The following is a 25,717-nucleotide window of genomic DNA, read 5'->3' as shown; positions in this document are numbered from 1 at the left end:
ATGGAACATTTTTTAGAAAAAGCAAAATCTGCCAGCCGCATTTTGGCGACGATGAGCGGAAACGAGCGTAACCGAATCCTTCGCGAGATGGCCGAATCCCTTCGTGCCAACACGATGAATATCATTGAAGCCAATGCCCTCGATATGCGCAGTGCGGATGAAAACGACATAGCTCCATCAATGAAAGAGCGATTATTGCTCGATGAAAAACGGATTGAGTCGATGGCAGTAGCGATTGAAGAGATCGCCGCGCTCAAAGATCCGATCGGAAAAGTGATCGAGGGATGGGTCACCGAAGCGGGGCTAAAAATCGAGAAAGTGAGCATCCCTATCGGGGTGATCGGGATCATATACGAATCCCGTCCGAATGTCACCTCCGATACGGCCGCACTCTGTTTTAAAAGTTCGAACGGTTGTGTCCTCAAAGGGGGAAAAGAGGCGGAGCATTCTAACAAGGTCATTGCCGATGTCTTACAGCAGGTTCTATTGCGTAACAACCTCCCGAAAGAATTGATAGCACTCTTGCCCGATGCGACGCGTGAGGGGGTAGCGAAACTCATTAAAATGGATCGCTACGTTGACTTGATCGTTCCGCGCGGGGGAGAAGCTTTGATCCGATTTGTGAGCCAAAATTCGAGTGTCCCCGTCGTCAAACACGACAAAGGACTGTGTCACACCTATATCGATAAAGACGCGAATATCGAAAATGCGATAGCCATTGCGCTCAACGCGAAAGTTCAGCGTCCGGGTGTGTGTAACTCGATGGAGACGCTGCTCGTAGACGAGCCGATTGCGCAACATATCCTACCGATGCTAAAAGAGGCGTTTGATCGAGCCCATACAGAGCTTAAAGGGTGTGATCAAACCCGTGAAATTATCAGTGTAGCCCCCGCAACCGAGGAGGATTTTGATACGGAGTATTTGGCAAATATCCTCAATATCCGTATCGTTGACGGAGTCGATGGGGCAATCAGTCATATCGTCCGTTTCGGCTCAGGGCACTCCGAAGCGATCATCACCGAAAACATCACGACCTCTGAGCGGTTTATGGACGCTATTGATGCGGCGGCAGTGTACGTCAATGCATCCACCCGATTTACCGACGGAGGTGCATTCGGATTCGGTGCCGAAGTGGGGATCAGTACCAACAAACTCCATGCGCGCGGACCGATGGGTGTTGAGGGGTTGACGACCTACAAATTCAAAGTGTACGGAAAAGGTCAGATTCGTTGAAACCCATTTTAGATATCGAAAATATATCTTTTGGATATAGTAAAGATATAAAAATATTCGATAATTTTTCACTCTCTCTCAAAGAGGGGGAGATTAAAGCTATCGTAGGCCCTAGCGGTGTCGGAAAATCGACACTGTTTGAGCTTATTTTAGGGCACCGTAAACCCTCATCAGGTTCTATTCGATCATTATCCTTCTCTCAGGTGTTTCAAGACCCTTACAGCTCGTTTCACCCTACCTATACGGTACGTGAACAAATTGCGGAAGTGACATCGATGGAGGGAGTAGAGAAGCTCTTGGATCAGATGGGGTTGGAAGAGTCTCATTTGGATACGCTTCCTCATAAACTCTCAGGTGGACAGCTGCAGCGATGTTCTATTTTGAGGGCATTATTGATGAAGCCGAAACTGCTCCTTCTGGATGAGCCGACTTCGGCACTCGATAATCTGAATCAACTCGATATTATGAAACTGATTGTACAACACGCTCAGGGGATGGGTGTATTGTTGATTACTCACGATCATGATTTGGCAACGTGGTGTGCCGATGAAATCGTGACGTTAGGATAGAGTGTTTTTGAAGAGATAATATCCCGAAGCAGCCATCAAAACCGTTCCGAAAGTATTAAGTGCCATGTTTGCCGCCGCCATAAGCAAATGGCCGCCGCTTAGCAATAAAAACGTCTCCATGGCAAAGGTTGAATAGGTGGTGAGACCTCCCAAAAAACCGGTAGTAAGAAATGACTTCATGTGAACGCTAAAGAGTGTCGTGTAACTGAAATAGGCGAATAGGGCACCGATAATAAAACTCCCCAGCAGATTAACCGAGAGCGTTCCAAAAGGGAGGGAGTGGGGAAAGTGATGGTTAACAACACCGTTCATATAGGCACGAAGAACCGCACCTAAAAAGGCACCGCTACCGATAGCGAGGATGGTTTGCCAACTCATCATCATATACCTTTTGCATTAGATCACGGGTTTCATTTAGCCATTCCGGGTTGCTTTTATCGGCGGTAAAAGGGTCCAGATAGATCGCGGTAATCGTTCCGGGGTTAAAGTCTTTGCGTTTATTGCTGAAATGCCATGCGGTGGCAATGAGGACAACGGGTTGGACTTTGAGGCTGAATTTATCAGCGACCATTTTAGCCCCTGCTTTAAACGGCTTCATTTTTCCGCTTTCGGTACGGGTTCCTTCAGGGAAGATAGTTATAACACGCCCGTGATCGAGTCGGTCTTTGGAGTCTTTGATCAGTTTGACGAGGGCAGTTTTGCTTTCTCGCTCTAATGCGATGTCCTTAGGAAGACGGACAACCAGTCCGAAGAACGGGACATTGAAAAGCTCTTTTTTGGCGACCCAAGCCAAATCTTTGGTACTGATCGTCTCCATAACGCCGATATCGATATCACTTTGGTGGTTAATTAAATACATTTGGGCATCGGGATCGGGAGTCCCTTTAACACGGACGGGGACAAAGACGAGAAGACGGATAAACCATGCCGAAAATTTAACGGCATAAGGTTTCGGGAGAAGATAGAACGTCGCGATCATCAGCGTCATTCCGCTGAAGATGACGATTACCGCATAAAGCCACTTAATTCGAGCAAAGATCACGTTGATTCACCCATCCGACTTTATCGTTGCTTAGATGTATTTTAACGAACTCACCTACCTCTTTTTCTGCTTCCAAATGTTCTTCTTGAAGGGTCATCTCAAAAATGGTTCCGTTTTTAATCGGAAGCAAATAAATAGGAGCATCTTTTTTGACACAGATATTTTGATTTGGAAGCAATGCATAGACAATGTAGAACATCGGAACAGCGGAAAGATATAAATACCATTTTTCCCGTCTCCAGTAAAAAAGAGCAAAGAAAATAAAGACGGTAACGGCAGCAGCACCTACTTTGAGCTCTGTATGACGTGCATCGGTCGGAGAGAGATCACTTTGTCCCGTCGAGACGGTATCGTCATCCACAACGATAGGGATTGTTAAGGATTCATAGCGTTGCTTTTTGAGATTGAAAAAAGAGAAATTGATGTTTTGTTCACTATTGGGGATAATCACATAGTAGGTCATTTGCGATTCGCCGACATTAGAGAGTTTAGATTCAAACCCTTGTTTTATCGCATTAGGAACACTAAAGTCACTGATATTACATCGAGTCGCTTTTGCCGTAAATATAAGAACATTGCTCTCATTGTTATATGGGGTCGTTTTGTAATTAATAATTTCAAATTTTTCGGCAAGAATATTGGCAAAGCCTGAAGGAGGACTCAGTGTTGTAGCACTTAGTGTGGTTCCTGTTAGCGTCTGCGATGTTGTTCCTGTTGAAGTAATTGTTGCGGTAATATCCGGGAATCTAATGGCGGATGACTGAACTAAGAAATAGAAGGTATCATAAACACCGTCATCTTTGACACTACGCCGCGGGGTATCGCTGAAAATCCGAATGCCCTCCTCATTTTGAAGGGTATACTCGATATTTCCTGATGCGACATCGACGGGAGTGAGTTTAACGTTGAGGGCAACGATTTCACCGACATAAGGGTGTTCCGGAAGATTTGTAAACTGAAGGGTTAGCCCTGATGAGGATATTCCGGAGAAAAGAGTATCTATCTCTGAAGCATTTTCTACTGTCGCTGGTGTTACCTCTTCGCCTGTCGCAGGCGCTTGCTCGGTGAGAACGGAGGGCTCAGAATAAAGTACCTGCGATATAAAAAGAAAGAAAAAGGCTAGTGTTTTCAAGCGTTTATGAACCCTTCAAGCATAGCTCGACCGTCATCTGAGCCTAAAAGCATTTCCATCGCACGTTCAGGATGGGGCATAAGACCAAAGACATTTTTAGATTTGTTGCAAATGCCGGCAATTGAGTCAACCGATCCGTTAGGATTATCGATGTTTCCTGAGCTGTCGGTATATTTCAAGAGGACTTGATTGTTCGCATAAAGCTCACTTAAACCTGCGGCATCAATGTAAAAGTTCCCGTCATGGTGTGCGATAGGGATGTTGACCACTTGATCAACTGCACAATGGCGGAGGAAGTCATTGTCGTTATTGACCACTTTTAGATGATGATGACGCGAGATAAAATGGAGCCCTTCGTTACGTTTCAAGGCACCCGGAAGGAGACCGGTTTCGGTGAGTACTTGAAACCCGTTACAGATACCGAGTACTTTTCCTCCATTTTCCGCGTATATTTTAAGTGCTTTCATAATCGGAGACATTTTTGCGATGGCACCGCTTCGGAGATAATCTCCATAACTAAATCCCCCGGCAGCTACTACCAAATCCATGTCAGAGGGGATAGACTCTTCTTTGTGCCAAAGAATTTGTGTTTCACACCCTAATGCGGCAAACGCATGCTGGGTATCGTACTCACAGTTTGTCCCCGGAAATTGGATGATGCCGACTTTCATGCTTGGATCTCAATTTCATAATCTTCGATAACGGTGTTGGCAAGAAGCTCTTCACACATATGGGCAACTTTCTCTTTAGCGAGTGCTGCGTCTGATTCGTTCATCTCAATAATGATTTGTTTGCCGACACGGACATCTTTGACACTGTCAAAACCGTGACCTGAGAGGGCGTGTTGTACCGCTTTACCCTGAGAGTCAAGAACTCCGTTTTTCAAAAATACATTTACGATTGCTTTCATTCATTACCCCAATATTCTATTTAATACTTCTTCATAGGCGACTTTGAGTCCGCCAAGACCTTGACGGAAACGGTCTTTATCCATTTTTTCACCTGTCGCTAAATCCCAAAAACGGCAGTTATCGGGACTGATCTCATCGGCAAGGATGATTTTTCCATTCGCATCACGACCGAATTCAAGTTTGAAATCGACCAAATTAAGCCCTTTTTCATGGAAATAAGGACGTAAAATAGAGTTCACTTCACGTGCCATAGCGCGCAGTTGATCGAGTTCCGCTTCATTTTTAACAAGCTCTAATATGAGACAGTGTTGGTCATTTAACTTAGGATCACCTAGTGCATCGTTTTTGTAATCGAATTCGACCAATGTAAACGGAAGAACGGTTCCATCAGCGATTCCTAGATTCTTACTGAGGCTTCCTGTCGCGATATTACGGACAATCACTTCGATGAGGATAATGTCCACTTTTTTACAAAGCATGTGGGTATCATCTAACATCTCGACAAAGTGGGACTCTACACCGCGTGAAGCGAGCATCTTAAATAATTCGGTTGAGATCTTATTGTTCAATGCCCCTTTACCCGATTCATTATCTTTTTTTGCGCCGTTGAATGCGGTCAGATCATCCTTAAATTCGGCAATGACAAGGTTGGCATCGTCGGTGCTAAAGAGGCGTTTAGCCTTTCCTTCGTAGATGATATCGCGTTTTTCCATGGTTATTTTCCTTTGACTATGATTAGGGCTTTAATAATATCGACACCCTCTTTGAGCTGAATATCTTTATTCATTTGCTCTGGGGTAATAATTGTTTTATTGGTTGCATTGGCTTCGGTTACATCGATCATTCCACCCTCTTTTTCGAGTTCGGATTCGAGATGTTTTTTAAGATCGGCTTCTTTGATGTTAAATGTTTTGTCGTGATTTTTGACTTCGCCGGCGATTACTTCGATATCAGGTGCTACACCGACGGCTTGGATCGTACGGCCGCTAGGGAGATAATATCGGGCAACGGTGAGTTTGATCCCCTCCGTTTCAGTGATAGGCATAACGACTTGAACCGAGCCTTTACCGAAAGTTTTTTCTCCGACGATGACACCCCGTTTCAAATCTTGAAGTGCTCCGCTGACGATCTCTGAGGCACTGGCCGAACCTTCGTTGACCAAAACAACGAGAGGAAGATCGGTGATCGTTGAACTTTTGGTAGCGCTGTAGGTAATATCATCAGCTTTATTGCGCCCTTTTTGGGAAACGATAACCCCTTCGCTTACGAACAGGTCAGTCAATTCAACCGCTTGATCCAAGAGTCCTCCCGGATTGTTGCGGAGATCGAGAATGATCCCTTTGGTTTTTGCGGCGTGTTTTTTAATTGCTTTTTTGACATCAGCTGCGACTTTTTTATCGAAACTGGTGACACGGATATAAAGAATATCTTTGCCGATAGTGCGGGTATAGACCGATTCAACGGTGATGATATCACGGATGATGTGGAATTTGATCGGATCAGCGGACCCTTTACGGACAATCGTGATATCAATCGGTGTTTTAGGGGTTCCGCGCATTAAACTGACGGCATCGTCAATGGTCATGCTGAGGGTTGATTTGTCATTGATTTTAAGGATAATATCGCCCGCTTTAACACCCGCTTTGTCCGCAGGAGTACCTTCTATTGGAGCAATAACGGTGAGAGCGTTATCTCGCATACCGACCGTAATCCCTAAACCTCCGAATTCACCGTCAGTTTGGGTTTTAAGATTATCGTAGCTTTTTTTATCCATATAAGTGGAATGGGCATCAAGGTTGGAGAGCATCCCCTGAAGCGATTTATCGATGAGCTGATCGATGGTGAGACCGTCTACGTTGTACTGTTCGACGATTCCCAAAACTTTGGTAAATTTAGCGAGTGATTGGAGACGTGAGGCTTCTACAGAGGCTTCAGCTGGAACAGCGGTGTTGCTTTTTGCCAACAGCGATGTGGAAAGGGCGATACTGACCGCTACAGCACTAACAAAACCGACAACCATCATTTTTGTATTTTTCATACGTTTTTTGAACCTTGTGTAGAGCCGTTAAATAAGATCAGCAATTATAGTGAAAACTCCATTAAATAACAATGGATTAGATCACTTCGATTACGACGTCACCGATCGTAATCGTCTCCCCTTTTTTGATCTTTGCCCGTTTGCGAGTTTCGATTTCACCGTTACGGAATACATGGGAGTTTTCGATTAATACTTTGGCTTGTCCGCCGGTATCGACAAGGTCTAATAGTTTGATCAGTTTATGGAGTTCGATAAATGGTTCTGTGAGCGTATATGTCATGGTATGTCTTTAAAATTAAGATGATTGAGAAGAGCTAAAGGGGAAAACAAAAGAGGCATGAAAGCCCATTAGGGCTTCATGGTTGTGATTACCAGCGGTCGCGTGGAGGGCGTGGAGCGCGTGGACGAGCTTCGTTAACACGAAGTGTACGTCCGCCGAAATCGTTACCTTCAAGAGCAGTGATCGCTTTATTAGCTTCGTCTTGGTTCGCCATTTCAACGAAACCGAAACCGCGAAAACGGCCTGTTTCTTTATCATTTACGAACTTAACTGAGCTAACTTCACCGTATTGTCCGAAAAGATCTTTAAGATCATTTTCGTCTTTGCCGTAGGGAATGTTCCCGACATAAATTTGTGTCACATTGTACTCCGTGAAAAAATCGAACTATAACCAGCATAATCCTTGACACATTCTAGCAATTACAATCTTATGGGAATGTTAAAAAAAATTGTACATTTACGATTAATCCAAACCCCAAGTCAAAACTTTACAAAAACGCTCCCGCCTCGTGTAATGTGGTGAAACACGGCTTAGAATGTGAGCGTAAAAAGAGGAGAGCTTCACTCATCATAGCACCCCCTAAAAGGATAGGGAAAACGGGTTTATTCCATGATTGATCTAAAAGACGGACAATATTGAGTGTATCGGTCATCATTTGAGGGGTGATGAGAAGATAGATCAGATCGACTCCCTCCATCGCATCGACACATCGCAATGTCGCTTCAAATCGCTCACTGCGAGCATCACCGATAATATCGATAGGATTATTGCGTGACCAGTTGGAGGGTAATACGGCGTCAAGGGCACTAAGATCGTCTTCACTCAGGGTATAGAGTTTTGATCCCCTCTCAATGATAACATCAGTGATAATCGTACCCGGTCCTCCTGCGTTGGTGATGACGGCAATGTTCTCAAAATTTTGGGCGTAAAGGAGTGCTTCGATAGAATCGACCATTTTAACGCCGACACTCTCTAAAAGACCTCGAAACATCGGATAGTCTCCACTGAGATTTCCCGTATGGGAAAAAGCCGCTTTTCGTGCCTGCGGAGATTTCCCCGCTTTATAGACACGGATCGGTTTCGGGCAACGTCGTAGCGTCTCTAAAAATGCTTTCCCCTCCTGTATCCCCTCTGCATACAGCGAGATTGCTTCACATTGGGGATCGGCAGAGAGCATCGTAATGATGTCAGCAAAACCCATATCGGCCATATTCCCTGCCGAGAGAATATGGGAAAAGCCAATCCCCTCTTGGGTCGCCTTGTCCATAAGGGAGGAGAGGACGGCTCCCGATTGGGCGATGAGAGCAAGAGAACCTTGTTTAATGCTGGATGAGCCGAAGGTGAGATTAAGGCTTTGGGTCGATTCGTAGTACCCCAAACAATTCGGTCCGATAATATTGAGATTGTGCTGCTTTGCCAACTCGCTTAAACGCTCTTCGCTGCGGGTGTCACCCACCTCTTTGAAGCCTGCCGAGACGATAATAAGATTTTTAACGCCCTTGGGAATGAGGGCTTCTATCGTTTCGATGACGTGAGAAGAGGGGATGGTAATAACAGCGGTATCAATCGTTTCGTCAATATCATTCAGTGAACAATAGAGCTGATGACCCTCAAACGTCCCCCCTTTTGCATTGACCAAATAAAGTTTCCCTTTAAAAGAGAGAGCATTGTGGGCAATAGCATAACCCACTTTATTGGGATCATTGGATGCGCCGATAACGGCAACAGTGCGGTTGTCGAAAAAATTAGGACGCACACGTATATCAGATGCGGGTTTCAGGCTCTGTGTATGATACGCGATTCGCGCATCCACGACGTGTAGCCCTTTAGGATTGAAAATGACGGGATTGAGATCACACTCGCGGATTTTCGGATTGTTTTTGATAAAGCGTTGGAGGTTCTGAATAAATTTGATGATTTCTTCCATCATCGGTTTTGAACCCCGAAACCCTTCAAAAAGTTTGCTTATTTTGGTGGTACGGATGGCGCGGAGAATCTCGATTTCACCTGCGTGGATATCAATATAGCAGACGTCACGGTAGAGCTCCAGTAAAATGCCCCCTTTTCCGAAAAGGATGATTTGCCCGAAAATCGGATCATCGATAACACCGGCGAAGAGTTCCTCCCCTTGAATCATAGCGGTCGCAATAAAGCCATCATGAGAATCCAGTACGATATTGTGCTCACCGATTCGGCGTATCATCTGATCTCGTGCCGCTTCTACCGCATCTTGAGTACTGAGTGAAATACTCACTCCGCCCACATCGCTTTTATGGATGATTTTAGGAGATTCGACTTTGAGAGCTACGGGGTAAAAATCGAGTGCAATAGGCTCATTCAGAGCGAAGCGGCGAAACGGAGGAATTTGGAATCCCGATTGTGAGAGTAGCGGGTAAAGTTCAGATTCGAGCATGAATATCTCCTAGGGAGTTTTTTAATACTTCAAAATGAGGAAGCAGATTAAGTAGTATAGCCTAAGGCTATTACAGTGTAAAGAACTGCCGCTAACATATTGTAACGACTTTCTTTGAGTCGTCATAATAAGGGTTAGGAGAGGATAATTTGAATTTGGATATAATCGCGTAATTTTTATGTAAAGAGTTTTGCAATGGTACAAGTCACAAAATTAACAATGCGCTTCGGAAGCCGAATTTTATTTGAGGGGATCAACCTCAAACTAGATCGTAACAAACGTTACGGTCTTATCGGTGCGAACGGCGCGGGAAAAACAACATTCTTGAAAATTCTCAGCGGTGAGATCAAAGAATACGAAGGGGATATCTCTATTGAGCCGGGTCTCAAAGTAGGTATTTTGGGGCAAAATCAGTTTGCGTTTGAAGATTTCACGATTGCCGATGCAGTATTGTGGGGTAATAAACGTCTATATGACGCAATCAAAGAGAAAGAACATCTATATGCCAACGGCGATTTCGAAGATGAAAAAACCAATGATCGTCTTGCAGAGTTGGAGATGATTTCGGTCGAAGAAGATCCGACGTATGAATACGATGTCCAAATCGCAAAGATTTTAGAAAATGTCGGTATTTCAGCAGAACATCATAATGATTTGATGTCAAGCCTCCCTTCATCAGAGAAATTTAAAGTCCTCCTTGCTCAGGTCCTTTATCCGAAACCGGATGTTTTGTTCCTCGATGAGCCGACAAATAACCTCGATATCGACACGATCGGATGGTTGGAGCGTGAGCTTCAACGTCATGAGGGGACATTGGTCATTATCTCACATGACCGTCACTTCATTAATGCCGTCGTTACTAATATTCTCGACGTCGATTTCCAAAAAATTCGTGAATTTACGGGGACGTATGATGACTGGTATCTCGCCTCTACCGTTATGGCGAACCAAGCACAGCTTGATCGCGATAAAAAAGTAAAAGAGAAAGAGCAACTCGAAGCGTTTGTCCGTCGATTCTCCGCGAATGCGTCAAAAGCAAAACAAGCGACTTCCCGTCAGAAACAACTTGATAAATTGACTATTGAAGATATCAAACCATCATCTCGCCGTGACCCAAGTATCGTCTTTAAACCGAAGCGTCCTATGGGGGATGAAGCGTTGCGTGTAGCGAATGTTTCTCACAGCTATGATGATTTGAATGTCTTGCGCGACTTTGACATTTTGGTGGCTCCGGGTGAAAAAATCGCTATTATCGGTCCCAACGGTGCGGGTAAATCAACCTTGTGTAAAATTCTTATGGAAGAGATGAAGCCGACAAGCGGAACCGTGACATGGGGAGCGACGATTGAATACAGTTATTTCCCTCAAGATACGACCGATAAAATCAAAGGGGACGGTACCCTGTACGATTGGCTTCGCGGGTTTGATCCGAAACGTGAAATCTCCGAGATCCGTAACTGTTTAGGGCGTATGCTTTTCAACGGTGAACAGCAAGAGAAAAGTGTTGAGAAGATTTCAGGGGGAGAAAAACATCGTATGATGCTCTCTAAAATGATGTTAGAGGGGGGGAATTTCCTCGTACTCGATGAGCCTACCAATCACCTTGACCTTGAAGCGATTATTGCTCTCGGTGAGGCGCTATTGGATTTCGAAGGGAATGTTATTTGTGTGAGTCATGACCGTGAGTTGCTTGATGCATTCGCGGATCGCATTATTGAATTACACCTTGATGGCACCTATATCGATTTCAAAGGTTCGTACGAAGAGTTTGCTGAGGCAAAAGCAAGTGGCACATTATAAAGAGTATGTCGGTTTTGGAGTAGCAGGTAACTTCGCCCTCCATCTCGAACAAGCCGGTGAAAGCGCCGATTTTAAAGATGTCGTAACCGATGATCCTAACGGTCCCAAAGGGGTGTTCCCTTTTTATATGCCCGGACGCAAAGGGCAGCTTGGAATCTATCCTCTCAGTAGTGATACCATCATTCTTCCCCAAGAGGAGTGCAATGTCCAGATGGAACCTGAAGTCGCCCTTATTTGTGATTTGGAATATGACAGCGAGGGGAAAATCATCCGCATTACTCCGAAGTTTTTCGGTGCCTATAACGATTGCTCTCTCCGCAAAGAGGGAGCTGCAAAGATCAGCCACAAAAAAAATTGGGGCGAAGCTTCCAAGGGGTTATCCTCTACCCTCATTCCGATCGATACGTTTGACAAGGGCGGAGTGATGGATAGCTATCGTATTGCTTCGTTTCTACGGCGCGAGGGAATATTGATGCGCTATGGCGAAGATGTTGAATTGACGGGGTACAGCTATTTTCACACTAAACTGATCGATTGGCTTAAAAACCAAATCAATATCCAAGTGGATTTCGGCCCGTTGGAGGCGATAGGAAGCTATCTCAAAGATGCAGGATATCCTGCACGAGCGGTTATCAGTATCGGAGCTACCCGCTATACCCATTTCGGTGAGACAAACTTTTTACAAGAGGGGGACGAAATTATTGTGGTCGTGTATGATAACGATAAATACTGTATGAATCCGATCCTCTCACTGGCGAATAAAGGGGAGTTGGCGGAAAAAGAGGGGATCAGTGTTTTGATTCAAAAGGTAGCACGTGGTTAAAAGCGGTCTTTATCGCCATTACAAGGGGAAACATTACGAAGTGATCGGGGTGGCAAAACACTCCGAAACCTCCGAGAGCCTTGTTGTATATCGTCCCCTTTACGGTGAGAGGGGATTATGGGTTCGTCCCCTTAAAATGTTTATTGAAATTTTACCTAACGGGGTGAAACGATTTGAATACTGCGGAGAGGTGCAATGAGTCGGGGGATGAAACTTTCACTCGATCTAGGAGCTTCTTGGGGCGAGGAGTGGAGTATGGAAGAGGAAAAAACCGCAAAAGTTTTCACAACTCTTGAACCCTCTGCTCACCGTCTCGTCTTTCAAAAAGAAAAACGCAAAGGGAAAGCGGTAACCTTAGTGGGCCCATTCAGCCTGTGCGAAGAAGATGCTCAAAAAACGCTCTCTTCGCTCAAAAAGTCATTGGCGTGCGGCGGTGCGTATAAAGAGCACTGGATGGAATTTCAAGGCGACATTGCCCCAAAAGTACGTGAACAGCTAGAAAAACTTTCATTCAAATTCAAAAATCCGAAATAATTTATAATTTATTGCTGAACATCACTTGATTGCGTCCTCGCTCTTTTGCGGCATAGAGGTTTGTATCTGCCGCATGGATAAGGGCATCTTCGCTCATATCAACGGTGGGAGTGATACAAATTCCACCGATTGAGATACTGAGGGTAGGTAAAATTTTAGACCCTTTATGCTCAATTTTTAGGTTCTCAATCCCTTCGCGTACTTTTTCACCCATACTGCGAGCATTATTACAATCGATATCGGTAAGGATAATCCCAAACTCTTCTCCCCCCAATCGAAACGGGTAATCGCCCGGACGCTGGAGTGTGGTTTTGAGTACTTTGGCTACGGCTTGAAGGGCGACATCTCCTTGTAAGTGACCGTAGGTATCGTTGTATTGCTTGAAATAATCGATATCGAGCATCATAAAAACAAAAGGGTTATTAGAGCGGAGCGCGCGTTTAAATTCCCTCTCATATACAATATTAAAATAACGTCGGTTGAACATCCCCGTCAGCGAATCGGTATAAGAGGCTTGCTCGAGTTTTAGGTTCAGATGCTTCAGCGTTTCACTCGAAGCAATTAATTGCTGTTGCTGAACTTCAATACGGGCGAATATCGTCCATGCCAGTCCCATAACCAGTGCCAAAATAACCCCAAGAAAGAAAACCAGCTGTATTAGAGCATTCTCGTATTGTGTCAATAGCATAGAGTGTTCATATTTTGCTACGGCATTTTCATAGGTAATGAGCTGCTGAAGGGTCGTGTGGATTGATTGGAGATTATCATCCATACTCATAAGCGAGAGGGGGTGAGATCGGTCAGGGTCGTTGATTAAAGAGCGCACCTGAATAAAATAATTGCCGATATTTTGTATCTGTCCTTCGGTATATTTAACATATGCCATCTCTTCGGGACGTTTGTGATGGGAAATATACGATCCCCATAAGGTATTGATCCGATCTAGTCCCTGCACGATATTCTGGGATGCCTGCTCGTCGCTGAGGAGTTGGTTGCTCCATTGATAGACGGAAGAGGCGAGATCATTATGATAGATAGAGGAGATGGAGTTTAGTTCGCTCAAGGGGAGAAGGGAGCCGAAATAGAGGGTATCCATATTCCGTTTGATATTTTGAATATTGATATAACCGATCAATCCTACTACAACGAGTCCAAATCCTACAAGCAACAATAAGTAAAGAAGTTTTGTTTTAAGTTTAAGAGATTTCACGATTTTGATTAATCTTTATGGATTGGATACTTTTATCTAAGCAACTCCTATACCAAAAGCTATTACAATAGGGGACTTTAAACGGGAGGTAAACAATGGCAAAACGGCTCATAAAAGAGGAGCGAATCAAGACGATTGTTCATAATATTGCCGAAGATTTCCGTTTTTCTCATGAAACGGGTGATTACGCATTGCTGTTTTATAAAGCGGATACGGAAGGGGTGATCCGAGGAGCCGATATCGACTCGATGATCGAGTACCTCTCTACCGGACTTACGGAGCTGCAAGATAATATTCAATGGCGTCGGGAATTTTTGAGTGAAAATCCGGGAGTTGATGAGATGCGGATGCTCGAAAATCTCGGTGTCATCGAAAAAGAGTATATCGATTTGCTCGAATTCTTACGTTAGGGATTCGGCTTATACGGCTCTATAGGCATCTTTTTGCCGATGGCGTATTGAATCCCCCCCTGCAAATCGATAACGTTATACCCTTGCTGTTTTCCTAAAAAATTACCGACGATTTGAGTACGGTTTCCGCTGTTGCAGATTAGGGCAAACTTTTCCCCTTTTTTGACCACTTTATTCAGTTTTCCCAAAAAAGCTTCGACGTTGTAGTTTCCCTGTTCGTCAAAAAACATGATAGGGATGGAACCTTTGATTAGCCCTGTTGTTTTCCATTCCGATGGAGTTCGGATATCGATGATTTTGATTTTGGAATCAATCAGTTTTTTATCGATCGGTTGGGCGGAGTAATCGGCCATCAACGTTGTAGCCAAAAGCAAAATGGCAATGAATAGAATACGCATACTAAATCCTCTTAAGGGTATAATAGCGGTATTGTATCGATGAATGATTAATATGAGGTTTTATGGGCGAATCTAAAACAGAAAATGCAAAACGGCTCCGCTACATTCGGCTATTGGGTCGTTTTATCAACGGAATACTCTCGTTTCTCGCAAAAAGCGATAGTCCGACAAAAGAGCAGTTTGATCAAAAAGTAGATATGAATTTTCGCTTTTTAGAAAAAAATGAAGCGGTCAAACTCTATAAGGATGAATACCTCGTCCTTGAAGCGCTAGGACAGAAGATTCTTGATTTCCGAGCGAGTGATGAGGAGATTGAAACGATTAAAGAGGAACTTTTTTATGCTCAAAATCAGCTCGAGAAACGGGTAAATGCCAGCCGCTATAAAAAATCAAAACACGATAATCATGCAACGGACGGTTGGTAATTAAAGAACCTCTAAATGCTCTAAGAGGATCTTGGTTCCCAATCCGATTAGGATAAGTCCTCCGAGCATCTCCGCTTTACTCTCCAGCAATGAACCTAATTTCTTCCCGACATAGACGGCCGCGACACAGAGGACAAATGTGACCAGTGCAATGACACCTGCCGCACTATAGATATCGGTTTGTAAAAAAGCGAAAGTTACCCCGATCGCCATCGCATCGATGCTCGTAGCAATCCCAAGAGTGATAAGCGTTTTAGCGGAGAGATCGGTAACTTCTTCATCGAATTCATTTTTGTACGCTTCGTAAAGCATTTTCCCCCCAAGACCTACGAGGAGGACAAAGGCGATCCAGTGATCGAAGGCTTGAACATAGTCGGCAAAGCTGATTCCGATGAAATAGCCTGCTATGGGCATCGCCCCCTGGAAAAAACCGAAAACGGCAGCTGTAAAAAAGGCTTTGGAGAGTAAAAGATCTTTGTATTTTGATCCGATCGCGATGGAGACGGCGACAGAGTCCATTGCCAATGCGACGGCGAGGATGAGAAGGGTTTCGTTCATAAAGCGTCCTGAAAAATAAGTGCGCCATTATAGCGGACAAAGTTTTAGTACCTATTTATGAGCAGCATGATCCGCCCTTGCAGTTTTTATCCTTTTTTTGAAACCATCCGCGAACCAAATGCCATCCGATCAATCCGAGCATTAAAACTGCCGCTACCTCTTCTACTATCCCATGCTTCTCGTTCAGGTTTACATCCATATTAATCGAGAGAGAGTCAAATAGCAAATCGATTGATGCACCGAATGCAATACTGCCAATGGCAATCACCGAGAGATAAATTACTAACGCACGCATTCCAAGCATCGATTTGACGGCTCCCATCGTTACCGTATTGGTAGCCGGCCCTGCACTTAAAAAGATAAAGGCGGCGCCGGGAGAAACTCCGGCAATCATAAGAGATGCCGCTATCGGAAGTGATTCTGTAGCACATACATACATGGGGGCTGCGATTGCGACGGCTATAATGTAACTTAAAAAGCGGTTGTCATTAAAGAGTTCCTGGAGATTGGAGGGGATAGCCGCCGTAATAAACGCACCGAGTAAAAGTCCGAATAATAAAGGTTTGCTGAAACTTCCAAGCAATGTTACCAGTCCGTAGTGAAAAACCGCCATGAAAGAAAACGGATTTCGGGGTTCCGATTGGGTAATTTGTATTACCTTAGGGGAAGCTATCGGAGCATTTGCCGTGAACGTAAACCCTTTATTTACAGTCTCTTTGGGTTCAAATATATTCATAAGCATTCCGGCAACAATCGCTATTACAACGGAAGTAAAAACTCGATAGAGGGTAAAAATCCCTCCGAACATTCCAAAGGTCGCTAACATCGAATCAATACCTGTTATCGGCGTTGAAATCAAAAAGGAGAGGGTTGATCCTTTGGATGCACCGTTTCGTCTGAGAGATGCCGCAAACGGGATAACACTACACGAACATAAGGGGAGGGGAGCTCCGAATAGGGCGGCTTTGAAGACGGAGTTGTGTGTATTGGAACCTAAATGCTTTTGAATCCACTTTTCTCGGATAAGCTGGTGCAGTACCCCTGCAGCTAACAGACCAAAAAGGATATAAATCCCCATCGCGACACTCAAACCCCAAAACGCTTCCCAAATTAAATACACAACATACTCCTGAAAACAATAACTATTATCGAATTATGAGTATATTAGCTTAATTTTTTATTACAGTCGGTCTCTTTTCCAAAAATACATCGTCCGTTAAAGATCAGTTTTCGGATCAAGAAGAAAAGTGAAAGGGAGGCAAGAAGTCCGCTGATAACAGCATGGGGGATAAGTCCTTGCGAGAAAAAAGAGAAGGTGGCCACAATAAAGGCAAAGGTTAAAATAAGGCACATAGAGGAACTCCTTGAAGATACATAGTGATCACCCTGTAATATGAGGAAGGATTTTAATAAATTCGATCAGCAAAACGACGAGCCATGTAAAAATAGTTATCCCTGCCGCCGCCGCGGCTATATCTTTGATAATACGAATCTTTTCATTACATTGTGTTTCCATAAAATCGCATACCGCTTCTATCGCTGTGTTGAAGAGCTCTCCCGCAATCATAACCCCTGTGGCTAGAATGATCAAGGAGGCATCGACCCACTCTTTATAGAGCATAACGGGGATGAGGAGTAGGATCGAGAGGATAATTTTGTACAAAACACTAAAATCGTAGATAACGGCAAAACGGAGACCGGAGAGGATGATTTTGAATTTTCGCAGCGGATGATAGCCGTGCTCCCCTGTCTCTAAAAATTTGTTTTTCATCCCAATACCCCCGTTTTAACAATCCATCCGGTAATAACGGCCCACATAAAAGCTATGAGCATCCCCGCCACGATATCGGTCGGAAAATGGACTTGAAGATACATCCGTGAAGCGGAAACCGATAAAACGAGTACCAAAAGAAGTGAGGAGATTACCCCTTGATAGAGGGTTTGAGTACCGGCGAGTGCGAGAGTGAGTCCAAGGGCGAATGCGGTGATCTGCGCCGTATGGGCACTCGGAAACGAAGGATCCAGCGGAAGTTCATGGATAGCTCCGAAAAAGAGAGGACGTTTGCGTTCGAATTCAAATTTGAGCGCATAGACGGTGATAACCGTTCCCCAAAAGGTGATGCCCAAGATTTTTTCAAAATGGGCTATATGGGGAGTCAGCGTGAGGGTCAATACAAGATAGAGTGGCAAAAGAATCCATAACGATCCCATCCATGTGATGGTAGAGAAAAAATGATCCAGATACGGATGACGGATCGTATGGAACCACGTTAGAACGCTCTGATCAAAATTGACGACGTAATTGTTTTTCAGATAGTGAGCAAGAAAAATAAAGAGAATGAACGCGGTTGAGAAGAGGAGTAGTGAGAGTATCCACGATTCTCCGGAGATAAATTTTAGATTGAATGGCATGTTCTCCCCTTTTTCTAAGAAGATTGTATCATATTTAGGGCTAGGGGAGACGATTGAGGCGATCTTTTACCTCACTGAGACGGACGAAGCTAAAGCCGTCCGCTTTGAGCTTGGTAACCCCCTCTATGATCCCCTCACGGGTACCCCCCTCGGGATGGTTCATATGAAAAAGGAGAATATCGCCGCTGTGGGAAGTTAGGAGCTGTTGCGTCACTTTGGGCGCACTAAAGGTTGCTCCCGCATCTCCCAATACACTGAATCCCGCTATTTCAACACCGTTTTGATGAGCAATGGCGACGGAGAACTCATCATAATAGGCGGTGCCGGAACGGAAAAACAGGGGGCGTTTGCCGGTGAGTTTCTCGATCAAATCTCCGTTACCGTTGATCTCTTTTGCAACTTCTTCAGCTGAAGCGGTACCGGGTATATTGTAAACGCTTTTGCCGTTGATCGAGAGGGGGCGGTGTGCCGTACCGTGGTTGGCTATCTCAAACAGCGGATTTGCCGCTAATTTGGCAAAAATTTCCGGATTGCTTTGTATCCAGCGGGTGTTGATAAAGAGGGTAGCTTGAATATGGTTATTCGATAGAAAATCGATCAGTTGTGCATCGTACTGTGAACTGCGAAAACTTCCTCCGCACGCATCGAAGGTGAGAGCGATCTCTTTTTTGGAGGAATTAAACGTTCTGACGACGCCGCTCACATTTTCACCCCATTGTGCAGGCTCATCGGCGGAGAGTGACAGAGCCGTGATGAAGAGCAAAAAAAGTAGTTTATTTAACATAATGAATCCCTTTATACAGACAATACAATTGTAACGTAGAGTTTCTTTTAAGATAGTTTTCACCCCCTATTCGGTATCATAATAGGTTCTATATCTAAAGAAATTAAGTTAATTTTATAATTTAAGTAGGTGAAAAATGCAAAATAAAACGACCTATACAAAGATTGCGGCAAAAATAATTTTTATTACGATGTTTGTAACTCTCTTGGCCGCGTATTTGTACGGTGAATATATGAAGAGAGACGCGATTGCAAATCTGGCTCATGTGGATGCTAAAAAAACGAGTATGCTCGTCTTTGAAACCCTCTATTCCGCTATGCAAAGAGGGTGGAACAAAGATGATTTGGAAGAGATTATCGCAAGACTAAACAGTGTCGATGCCAATATGAAAGTCAATGTATACCGCAGTGAACGGGTTGTTCAGTTGTTTGGGGAAATTGAAAAAGATAAGATTGCCAGAGAGACGGATAAAAATATTGCAAGAGCTATTCAAGGCGAAGAGATATTAAATATTTCCGATGCTGAAATGATCGAATATTATTATCCGGTCATCGCAAAAGAGAATTGTTTAAAATGTCATATCAATGTGAATGCAGGAGATGTTTTAGGGGTCATTGACGTCTCTTATCCGATCGATAATTTAAAAGTGCCACTCACTGAGATGATAAACTTTTTTATTGTCTTTATCGTACTGTTTTCGATTGTTATCTATCTCTCTATCTTTATAGAACTCAATCAGTATTTGATAAAACCGATCAAAAACTTTTCCAATATGATAAAAAATATAACGGCCTCTCAAGATATGAGAAAACGGATTGAAGTGAATGACAATATCGAAGAGATCGATTCGATCAAGGATGTTTTTAACAGTATGCTCGATTCGATCGAACACCAATTTTATTTTGACAGTTTAACCGGTTTGGAAAACAGAAGAAGATTGACGGAAAAGCTCGATGAGGGGCAAAATATATTTTTAATCATTATTAATATCGATGGATTTCAAGAGATAAACGATCTCTACGGTGATCCGGCAGGAGACTTGATTTTAAAGGAATTTGCACAATTTTTACAAGAGATTATGATTGATAACAAGGGGCTTTATCGACTTCATTCGGATGAATTTGCCCACATATGTAACAGTACAATAGATATGAATGAGTTTAAAATCTTTGCGTCATTCCTGAGTGAAAAAATCGCTCAAAAAAGTTTTAAAATAGATGAAAAAAGTGAGGTAAGCCTCAGCGCGACAATGGGGATATCGTATGGTTCGGAGATGCTGCTTGTGAATGCGGACGTTGCGCTAAAACTAGCTAAAAAAACTAAAAAGAATTATTTGATTTATGATTCTTCAATGGCAATGACGAAAGAGTATGAGAAAAATTTTGACTGGACCAAACGTCTTAGAAAAGCGATAGAAGAAGATAAAATCGTCCCTGTCTTCCAACCGATTGTGGATACCAAAACACAGAAAATCGTCAAATACGAAGCACTTATGCGGATGATGGACGATCACGGATTGTACATAGCCCCTATCCATTTTTTAGAGCTTGCCAAAAAGAATAAGCTTTATCATCAATTGACAAAAATTATGATAGAAAAAACATTTGCAAAATTCCAGCATTTGCCTTACTTTGTCTCTATCAATATATCGGTCGAAGATATTTTGAACAAAGATATCTATACCTATATTTTGAAAAAGTTGGAAGAGTCAGGGATCGGTCACAAAATTGTCTTTGAAATTATAGAGTCCGAAGGGATCGAAAATTTTGATAAAGTTTTAGAGTTTATCAATAATGTCAAACAATACGGTGCAAAAATTTCTATTGATGATTTCGGTACGGGGTATTCAAATTTTGAGTATCTTATGAAGTTGAAAGTGGACTATATTAAAATTGACGGATCGATGATTAAAAATATCGATAGTGACAAAAATTCTCAAATGATTACAAAGTCGATTGTCAGTTTTGCCAAAAATATGAATATCAAAACGGTTGCCGAGTTTGTCCACTCTAAAAATGTTTTTGAAAAAGTGAAAGAGCTGGATGTCGATTATTCACAAGGGTATTATTTCGGAGAGCCTACCGATACTATTGCCTCTGAATCTTAATGTTCTAACGCCGTTTCTATTCGATTTTTCCCTAGCTCTTTTGCACGGTACATTGCCGAATCGGCTCGTGTGAGAAGGGTATCTATCGTATCGCCGGTGCGGGCGGTGACAATCCCGAAGCTCGCGGTTACAGGGGAAGGGGCGAGATGAATGAGACGAGCGTCTTCTTCGAATGCGCTGCGCAGTGTTTCGGCAATCACCTCGGCATTTTCTTGATCCGTATCAATCAATCCGAGGATAAATTCTTCACCTCCCCAGCGGCCGACGATATCGGTGCGGCGGAGACGGGCTTTAAGGAGCTCGGCAATGCGGATGAGGACACTGTCTCCCACCTGATGCCCCAGTGTATCGTTGATGGTTTTGAAGTTATCGATATCAAAAAAGATAAGGCTCAGAGGATCACCGTTTCGTTTGGAAAGGTGGAGAAAATCATTAAAGGAATCATTGAATGCGCTTCGATTCATCAATCCGGTTAGCGTATCGTTACGTGCCATAAATTCGAGCTTTTCGTTGTATCCACGGATCATTAGGAGAATGATAAATGTGATAATGACGGTTACCAGCAGTGAAGCGGCAAGGTTCAGATAAAACGTCTGGCGTACATTTGCGGTAAAGTCATCCAGTTTGGCTTCTACTAGGAGGTACAGATCGAGTTCAGGGATGTATTTGGTCTTGAGGAGATAGTTTTCGCCGTTTTTTTGGTATTCGAGAATTTTGGAGTCTTTGACGATGATCTGATCACTCAGGCTTTTCAGCTCCGGAGTATCGGAAAGGTTTTGGATTTTGCTGTCGGTCCGTTCGGATAAAATGATTTGACCCTCTTCGTTAACGAACATGACGGTGAAATTGTACTCCTGTCGAAACCGTTTGAGCATATCGTTGATATAGGAAATTTTCAGTCCGATTCCGGTGGCTCCGACTAAATGGTACTCGTTGTCGTAAATTTTATGATTGATAAACATAATCAGGGAATTGTCTAGATTGTTATTGAAATCGAGATTGATTTCATTGTTCTCTTGTACTTTTTTAAAATTAAAATACCACGCATTATTAGGTTTTGAACTGCTGAGATGTTCAAGAAACCCGTTTTGGGTGTAGTAGCTTTGGGTTTTTTCCGAAACTAAAAAGGCGACGAACATACCGTATTTATTTTTGATCGTTTCAAGATAACGGATGATCTTCTCGCTGTTTTGTTCATCGTTGATGAGCCAGTCTTTGAGAAATGTATCGTGTGCCATCATGGACGCGACCAAATTGGGTTCGATGACGTGTTTTTGGATTTCGGTGTAGATATTGTCTACTGTCAGCGGGAGGGAACGGGTTTTTAGGTCGGTTTCGGTGGCATGGAGAGAAACCATAAAGTTAATGAGTGAAATACTGATTGAGAGGAATATCATTAATATCGAAACAGTGATGACTATATAGAAATTGTTTTTATTTTTCATTAAGACTCATTTAAACGGCATAAAATAGAGGAAAGTGTAGCATGATTTTTTAAAAATGAAGTGGTGACCCCAACGAGATTCGAACTCGTATGGCCAGAATGAAAATCTGGAATCCTAACCATTAGATGATGGGGCCACATAAATGTGGTTGAAAAAAGTGGTGTCCCGTGATGGATTCGAACCATCGACCCCTTCATTAAAAGTGAAATGCTCTACCAGCTGAGCTAACGGGACGTAAATAACAATAAACTGTTCCAGCACAATTTATGGACGGGAATTATAGCGGTTGTAACCTTTTTTGTCAATAGGATATGAGCTTAATAGGGGTATTTCTCTTAAAATAAGTGATAAGTACACTCTTTACGCGGAAATCGGGGAGTAAAAATGATACTATTGTGATAGTAATAGTATAAGGAATGAGAATGTTGAGAGTATTTTTTTTAAGTTGTGCCGCTGTTTTAACCCTGTGGGGTGGAACCATTCAGAATGATGAGCAATTTAAACAGGCGGTTTTCCAAATGGGAAAAGAAAATAAAATAGTATTAATGATGTATACCACGGACGATTGTCCCGAATGTGCTTATATGAAAAGCAAAGTGTTTCACGATAAAGAGGTGGAACTCTATATGAACCGTCATTTCATTGTAATCGAGAAAAATGTCCATAAAAGCAAACTCCCTGACGGGTACGATTTTTTCGGGATTCCGACGATGTTTTTTATCGACAAAGCGGGCAATAAAAAAGAGACGATCATCGGGTCTAAACGCCCCCAACCGTTTTTGGGTGAGTTACGCCGTATTCGGGGGATTAAATGAGAGGACTCTTGTTAGCAATTGTTTTAGGGATCACTCTAAGTGCTTATGATGCCATCCATCTTAAAAAAGCGTTGGAAGAGAAAGAGTGTATCGGCTGTGATTTGCGGGATGCGAATTTGAGCCGGAGAGATTTTAGCGGCGGTGATTTTCACGGAAGCGATCTTAGCAAAGCGGATTTGAGAGGTAGCATCTTCGAGATGGGCGATTTCAACGGGTGCAGTCTGCGCGGCGCGAATGCAGAAGGAGCCGTTTTTTGGAAAGCGACATTAGAGCGTGCTGATTTGCGTGGAATGCACGCCAAAGGGGCGAATTTCAAAGGGGTACATTTTAACGGAAGTGATTTGAGCCGTGCCGATATACGGGATGCGAAAGTGTGGAAAGCCGATTTCACCGATGCAATTCTCCGTAAAACCGATTTTCGGAATTCTGAAATAGGAGGATCCAAGTTTATACGTAATGATCTGCATACTGCGAAAATGAAAAATACCCTCCTTTGGCAAACCCGTTTTAGCGATGTCGTAATGAGCAAAACGCAATGCGCTCACGCCAAAAAAGAAGAGGCGACAGTGGACGCAAACGTGACGTGCCGTTAATTTTTTTTGGCTATCATTGCATTATGTATAACAAAGGATTAACTTGTTTATAGACTATTTTCTCTCATTTGCCCTTTTCTTCTTTACCGCAATAGCGGTTTTTGGCCTATTTCTTTTTCTCTATGCGAAAGTTACTCCGTATGATGATTATCAAATGATTTTCGGTGCGAACAACACAGCAGCGGCACTAGGATTCGGCGGAGCTATCTTAGGTCTCTCAATCCCACTTTACAGTGCATTGGTTCATAGTGTTTCGTATATCGATTTTGTGATGTGGGCCGGTGTCGCGATGTCGATACAACTTATTTTTGCACTGATCCTCACTCGTTTGAGCGGCAAATTCTCGGTTAAAAAACATATCGATAACGGTGACCTCTCCGTCGGTACGTTTATGGCGTTTATGTCGATTGCTATCGGTTTGATCAATGCCGGTTCGATGAGTTACTAAGCCCATGGACAGGACACCCTCTCATCCCTCTTCATCTAAGCGTATTCCTTCCCAAGGTTCTTACTAATGTCAAAAAGTGTCAAGACGGCTTTGGTCGCCAATGGAATTATCGCTGTGGCAAAAGGTCTTGCCGCCTTTTTTACCGGCTCGGCTTCGATGATGGCGGAAGCGATACACAGCACTGCCGATTGCGGAAATCAAGCTCTGGTATTAGTCGGTCAAAAACAGGCGGCACGGGGGAAATCGGAAGCTCATTCATTCGGGCAGGGAAAAGCCAACTTCTTTTGGTCGTTTGTTGTTGCCGTTGTCCTTTTTTCGCTTGGCGGATTATTTTCACTCTATGAGGGGATTCACAAGATCATGGACCCCCAAGAGATTCAACATCCGTGGCTCATCGTAGGTATTATCATCCTCGCCGTGATACTTGAGGGGGGAGCGTTAAAAGTTGCCCTCAAAGAGAGCGGAACAAAACTCAAAGATATCTTTAAAACGATCGAAAAAAGCTCCTCGTCTCATATTCTGGTGGTTCTTATCGAAGATTCCGGTGCCTTGTTAGGGCTATTTATTTTAGCCGTAGGGCTTGTTCTCTCTTTATATGTCGACCCCATATTCGATGGGATTGCGGCACTGATGATCGGTATTTTACTCTTATCCCTATCGACGCTGCTGTTCGTTGAGCTTAAAAAATTACTCGTCGGTGAAAGTTTGGATCGTGAGACAATCCGACAGATCAAGAATCTCGTAAAAGAAGAGTCAAATGTACTGGTACATATCAATTCGGTACGGAGTATGTTCATCGGTTCGGAGGAAGTTTTATTGGTTATCTCGATGAATGTCAAAGATGATAAACTGGGATCTGAAATTGAGCAAGATATCAAAGAATTGAAGCATAAAATTCAAAAGATACTTCCACAGCATAGACTTGACATTTATATCGATGTATTTGAGTTTTGATGCTGCAGCGTAGGTAAAAGGGAGAAAAAAATGGTCTACATTATCCTAAAAATAGTATTGTCCGCATCTCTTCTCGTGGCGATAGCTGAAGTCGCCAAACGGAGTTCATTCATGGGAGGGCTTCTCGCTTCATTACCATTGATCTCAATTCTAGCCATGATATGGATTTACACCGAGACAAAGGACGTCGAAAAAATATCTCAGCTCTCGATGTCGATATTCTGGCTTGTAATCCCTTCGTTGACACTTTTTGCGACTTTGCCTCTTCTGCTGAAAAAAGGGCTTAACTTTTATCTGAGTTTGGGGATAGCGGCGCTTATCACTATTATGGCCTATTATGCGATGATCTGGGTATTGGGCAAAATAGGGATTGAGTTATAAC

General features: G+C 43.3%; 33 protein-coding genes and 2 tRNA genes. 14 read left to right on the top strand and 21 right to left on the bottom strand.

What is annotated here, in order from left to right:
• Together Q8O20_RS01490 and Q8O20_RS01485 are read left to right on the top strand one after the other, a co-directional pair.
• Nucleotides 1-1,233: a glutamate-5-semialdehyde dehydrogenase gene (locus tag Q8O20_RS01490; protein WP_305529694.1), complete on the top strand. Its 1,233-nt coding sequence runs from the start codon at nucleotides 1-3 to the stop codon at nucleotides 1,231-1,233.
• Nucleotides 1,230-1,802, top strand: coding sequence for an ATP-binding cassette domain-containing protein (locus Q8O20_RS01485; protein ID WP_305529693.1), 573 nt, complete (start codon nucleotides 1,230-1,232; stop codon nucleotides 1,800-1,802). Before Q8O20_RS01490 ends, Q8O20_RS01485 begins: the two co-directional genes overlap by 4 nt.
• Here Q8O20_RS01485 and crcB read toward each other — a convergent pair.
• From crcB to Q8O20_RS01435, 10 genes are all read right to left on the bottom strand, one after another.
• Nucleotides 1,794-2,180 carry a fluoride efflux transporter CrcB gene (gene crcB / locus Q8O20_RS01480; RefSeq protein WP_304742571.1) on the bottom strand — a complete coding sequence of 129 codons (387 nt, stop codon included), beginning with the start codon at nucleotides 2,178-2,180 and terminating at the stop codon, nucleotides 1,794-1,796. The two genes, Q8O20_RS01485 and crcB, sit on opposite strands and share 9 nt — an antisense overlap.
• Entirely contained in the window at nucleotides 2,149-2,844 is a 696-nt protein-coding gene (locus Q8O20_RS01475; protein ID WP_305529692.1) for a 1-acyl-sn-glycerol-3-phosphate acyltransferase, read from the bottom strand. The genes crcB and Q8O20_RS01475 overlap by 32 nt, the downstream gene beginning before the upstream one ends.
• Nucleotides 2,825-3,976 carry a hypothetical protein gene (locus tag Q8O20_RS01470; protein WP_305529691.1) on the bottom strand — a complete coding sequence of 384 codons (1,152 nt, stop codon included), beginning with the start codon at nucleotides 3,974-3,976 and terminating at the stop codon, nucleotides 2,825-2,827. The genes Q8O20_RS01475 and Q8O20_RS01470 overlap by 20 nt, the downstream gene beginning before the upstream one ends.
• Nucleotides 3,973-4,647, bottom strand: coding sequence for a phosphoribosylformylglycinamidine synthase subunit PurQ (gene purQ / locus Q8O20_RS01465; protein WP_305529690.1), 675 nt, complete (start codon nucleotides 4,645-4,647; stop codon nucleotides 3,973-3,975). The genes Q8O20_RS01470 and purQ overlap by 4 nt, the downstream gene beginning before the upstream one ends.
• The gene (purS, locus tag Q8O20_RS01460) at nucleotides 4,644-4,886 is read right to left on the bottom strand and encodes a phosphoribosylformylglycinamidine synthase subunit PurS (protein WP_294893637.1); all 243 of its coding nucleotides are present in this window, start codon (nucleotides 4,884-4,886) and stop codon (nucleotides 4,644-4,646) included. The genes purQ and purS overlap by 4 nt, the downstream gene beginning before the upstream one ends.
• Nucleotides 4,887-4,889: 3 nt before the next feature.
• Nucleotides 4,890-5,600 carry a phosphoribosylaminoimidazolesuccinocarboxamide synthase gene (gene purC, locus Q8O20_RS01455; protein WP_304742561.1) on the bottom strand — a complete coding sequence of 237 codons (711 nt, stop codon included), beginning with the start codon at nucleotides 5,598-5,600 and terminating at the stop codon, nucleotides 4,890-4,892.
• Nucleotides 5,601-5,602: 2 nt separating this feature from the next.
• Nucleotides 5,603-6,925, bottom strand: a complete 1,323-nt coding sequence (locus Q8O20_RS01450; RefSeq protein ID WP_304742558.1) for a S41 family peptidase — start codon at nucleotides 6,923-6,925, stop codon at nucleotides 5,603-5,605.
• Between the two features lie 76 nt (nucleotides 6,926-7,001).
• A complete protein-coding gene (locus tag Q8O20_RS01445; RefSeq protein ID WP_304742556.1) occupies nucleotides 7,002-7,205 on the bottom strand; it encodes an RNA-binding S4 domain-containing protein in 204 nt (67 codons plus the stop codon).
• Nucleotides 7,206-7,293: 88 nt separating this feature from the next.
• The gene (locus Q8O20_RS01440) at nucleotides 7,294-7,566 is read right to left on the bottom strand and encodes an RNA-binding protein (protein WP_015652803.1); all 273 of its coding nucleotides are present in this window, start codon (nucleotides 7,564-7,566) and stop codon (nucleotides 7,294-7,296) included.
• A gap of 127 nt (nucleotides 7,567-7,693) precedes the next feature.
• Complete coding sequence (locus tag Q8O20_RS01435; protein WP_305529689.1) at nucleotides 7,694-9,619, bottom strand: acetate--CoA ligase family protein; 1,926 nt, start codon at nucleotides 9,617-9,619, stop codon at nucleotides 7,694-7,696.
• A gap of 195 nt (nucleotides 9,620-9,814) precedes the next feature.
• Here Q8O20_RS01435 and Q8O20_RS01430 point away from each other — a divergent pair, with 195 nt between their 5' ends.
• The 4 genes from Q8O20_RS01430 to Q8O20_RS01415 are packed head-to-tail and all read left to right on the top strand — an operon-like array spanning nucleotide 9,815 to nucleotide 12,776.
• Nucleotides 9,815-11,419: an ABC-F family ATP-binding cassette domain-containing protein gene (locus Q8O20_RS01430; protein ID WP_304742550.1), complete on the top strand. Its 1,605-nt coding sequence runs from the start codon at nucleotides 9,815-9,817 to the stop codon at nucleotides 11,417-11,419.
• A complete protein-coding gene (locus Q8O20_RS01425; protein ID WP_305529688.1) occupies nucleotides 11,406-12,242 on the top strand; it encodes a DUF5718 family protein in 837 nt (278 codons plus the stop codon). The genes Q8O20_RS01430 and Q8O20_RS01425 overlap by 14 nt, the downstream gene beginning before the upstream one ends.
• Entirely contained in the window at nucleotides 12,235-12,441 is a 207-nt protein-coding gene (locus tag Q8O20_RS01420) for a DUF1653 domain-containing protein (protein WP_304742545.1), read from the top strand. Before Q8O20_RS01425 ends, Q8O20_RS01420 begins: the two co-directional genes overlap by 8 nt.
• Entirely contained in the window at nucleotides 12,438-12,776 is a 339-nt protein-coding gene (locus Q8O20_RS01415) for a translation initiation factor (RefSeq protein ID WP_305529687.1), read from the top strand. Before Q8O20_RS01420 ends, Q8O20_RS01415 begins: the two co-directional genes overlap by 4 nt.
• Before the next feature lies 1 nt (nucleotide 12,777).
• Here the strand turns inward: Q8O20_RS01415 and Q8O20_RS01410 are convergent, their stop codons facing one another.
• Complete coding sequence (locus Q8O20_RS01410) at nucleotides 12,778-13,986, bottom strand: diguanylate cyclase domain-containing protein (protein WP_305529686.1); 1,209 nt, start codon at nucleotides 13,984-13,986, stop codon at nucleotides 12,778-12,780.
• A 95-nt stretch (nucleotides 13,987-14,081) separates the two neighbouring features.
• Here Q8O20_RS01410 and Q8O20_RS01405 point away from each other — a divergent pair, with 95 nt between their 5' ends.
• The gene (locus tag Q8O20_RS01405) at nucleotides 14,082-14,396 is read left to right on the top strand and encodes a hypothetical protein (RefSeq protein ID WP_305529685.1); all 315 of its coding nucleotides are present in this window, start codon (nucleotides 14,082-14,084) and stop codon (nucleotides 14,394-14,396) included.
• Here Q8O20_RS01405 and Q8O20_RS01400 read toward each other — a convergent pair.
• Nucleotides 14,393-14,794: a rhodanese-like domain-containing protein gene (locus Q8O20_RS01400; RefSeq protein WP_305529684.1), complete on the bottom strand. Its 402-nt coding sequence runs from the start codon at nucleotides 14,792-14,794 to the stop codon at nucleotides 14,393-14,395. The two genes, Q8O20_RS01405 and Q8O20_RS01400, sit on opposite strands and share 4 nt — an antisense overlap.
• Before the next feature lie 62 nt (nucleotides 14,795-14,856).
• Here Q8O20_RS01400 and Q8O20_RS01395 point away from each other — a divergent pair, with 62 nt between their 5' ends.
• On the top strand, nucleotides 14,857-15,219 hold the full coding sequence (locus Q8O20_RS01395; protein ID WP_304742535.1) for a hypothetical protein: 363 nt from the start codon (nucleotides 14,857-14,859) through the stop codon (nucleotides 15,217-15,219).
• Here the strand turns inward: Q8O20_RS01395 and Q8O20_RS01390 are convergent, their stop codons facing one another.
• From Q8O20_RS01390 to Q8O20_RS01365, 6 genes are read right to left on the bottom strand one after another with little or no spacing between them, the layout of a single operon-like run.
• A complete protein-coding gene (locus tag Q8O20_RS01390; RefSeq protein ID WP_304742533.1) occupies nucleotides 15,220-15,777 on the bottom strand; it encodes a manganese efflux pump MntP family protein in 558 nt (185 codons plus the stop codon).
• Between the two features lie 55 nt (nucleotides 15,778-15,832).
• The gene (locus Q8O20_RS01385; RefSeq protein ID WP_305529683.1) at nucleotides 15,833-16,897 is read right to left on the bottom strand and encodes an SO_0444 family Cu/Zn efflux transporter; all 1,065 of its coding nucleotides are present in this window, start codon (nucleotides 16,895-16,897) and stop codon (nucleotides 15,833-15,835) included.
• Between the two features lie 44 nt (nucleotides 16,898-16,941).
• Nucleotides 16,942-17,130: a hypothetical protein gene (locus Q8O20_RS01380; protein WP_305529682.1), complete on the bottom strand. Its 189-nt coding sequence runs from the start codon at nucleotides 17,128-17,130 to the stop codon at nucleotides 16,942-16,944.
• A 28-nt stretch (nucleotides 17,131-17,158) separates the two neighbouring features.
• A complete protein-coding gene (locus Q8O20_RS01375) occupies nucleotides 17,159-17,548 on the bottom strand; it encodes a diacylglycerol kinase (RefSeq protein ID WP_304742523.1) in 390 nt (129 codons plus the stop codon).
• Nucleotides 17,545-18,189, bottom strand: a complete 645-nt coding sequence (locus Q8O20_RS01370) for a phosphatase PAP2 family protein (protein WP_305529681.1) — start codon at nucleotides 18,187-18,189, stop codon at nucleotides 17,545-17,547. Before Q8O20_RS01370 ends, Q8O20_RS01375 begins: the two co-directional genes overlap by 4 nt.
• Nucleotides 18,190-18,229: 40 nt before the next feature.
• On the bottom strand, nucleotides 18,230-18,973 hold the full coding sequence (locus tag Q8O20_RS01365; protein WP_305529680.1) for a polysaccharide deacetylase family protein: 744 nt from the start codon (nucleotides 18,971-18,973) through the stop codon (nucleotides 18,230-18,232).
• Nucleotides 18,974-19,109: 136 nt separating this feature from the next.
• Between Q8O20_RS01365 and Q8O20_RS01360 the strand changes: the two genes are divergently transcribed.
• The gene (locus Q8O20_RS01360) at nucleotides 19,110-21,080 is read left to right on the top strand and encodes a GGDEF domain-containing phosphodiesterase (protein WP_305529679.1); all 1,971 of its coding nucleotides are present in this window, start codon (nucleotides 19,110-19,112) and stop codon (nucleotides 21,078-21,080) included.
• On the opposite strand, the gene Q8O20_RS01355 is transcribed toward Q8O20_RS01360, so the two are convergent.
• From Q8O20_RS01355 to Q8O20_RS01345, 3 genes are all read right to left on the bottom strand, one after another.
• Nucleotides 21,077-22,525: a sensor domain-containing diguanylate cyclase gene (locus Q8O20_RS01355; protein ID WP_305529678.1), complete on the bottom strand. Its 1,449-nt coding sequence runs from the start codon at nucleotides 22,523-22,525 to the stop codon at nucleotides 21,077-21,079. The two genes, Q8O20_RS01360 and Q8O20_RS01355, sit on opposite strands and share 4 nt — an antisense overlap.
• Nucleotides 22,526-22,586: 61 nt before the next feature.
• A tRNA-Glu gene (locus Q8O20_RS01350) sits at nucleotides 22,587-22,661 on the bottom strand.
• A gap of 22 nt (nucleotides 22,662-22,683) precedes the next feature.
• A tRNA-Lys gene (locus tag Q8O20_RS01345) sits at nucleotides 22,684-22,759 on the bottom strand.
• 188 nt (nucleotides 22,760-22,947) lie between these two features.
• Here Q8O20_RS01345 and Q8O20_RS01340 point away from each other — a divergent pair.
• From Q8O20_RS01340 to Q8O20_RS01320, 5 genes are all read left to right on the top strand, one after another.
• A complete protein-coding gene (locus Q8O20_RS01340; RefSeq protein WP_305529677.1) occupies nucleotides 22,948-23,340 on the top strand; it encodes a thioredoxin family protein in 393 nt (130 codons plus the stop codon).
• Nucleotides 23,337-23,933, top strand: a complete 597-nt coding sequence (locus tag Q8O20_RS01335; protein ID WP_305529676.1) for a pentapeptide repeat-containing protein — start codon at nucleotides 23,337-23,339, stop codon at nucleotides 23,931-23,933. The genes Q8O20_RS01340 and Q8O20_RS01335 overlap by 4 nt, the downstream gene beginning before the upstream one ends.
• Nucleotides 23,934-23,976: 43 nt before the next feature.
• The gene (locus Q8O20_RS01330; RefSeq protein ID WP_305529675.1) at nucleotides 23,977-24,381 is read left to right on the top strand and encodes a DUF350 domain-containing protein; all 405 of its coding nucleotides are present in this window, start codon (nucleotides 23,977-23,979) and stop codon (nucleotides 24,379-24,381) included.
• Between the two features lie 66 nt (nucleotides 24,382-24,447).
• Nucleotides 24,448-25,335, top strand: a complete 888-nt coding sequence (locus Q8O20_RS01325) for a cation diffusion facilitator family transporter (protein WP_305529674.1) — start codon at nucleotides 24,448-24,450, stop codon at nucleotides 25,333-25,335.
• A 30-nt stretch (nucleotides 25,336-25,365) separates the two neighbouring features.
• The gene (locus Q8O20_RS01320) at nucleotides 25,366-25,716 is read left to right on the top strand and encodes a DUF3147 family protein (RefSeq protein ID WP_305529673.1); all 351 of its coding nucleotides are present in this window, start codon (nucleotides 25,366-25,368) and stop codon (nucleotides 25,714-25,716) included.
• Nucleotide 25,717: the final 1 nt, after the last annotated feature.

This window comes from Sulfuricurvum sp. (genome assembly GCF_030691015.1).
GTDB lineage: Bacteria > Campylobacterota > Campylobacteria > Campylobacterales > Sulfurimonadaceae > Sulfuricurvum.
This window is presented reverse-complemented; position numbering and strand designations above follow the sequence as displayed.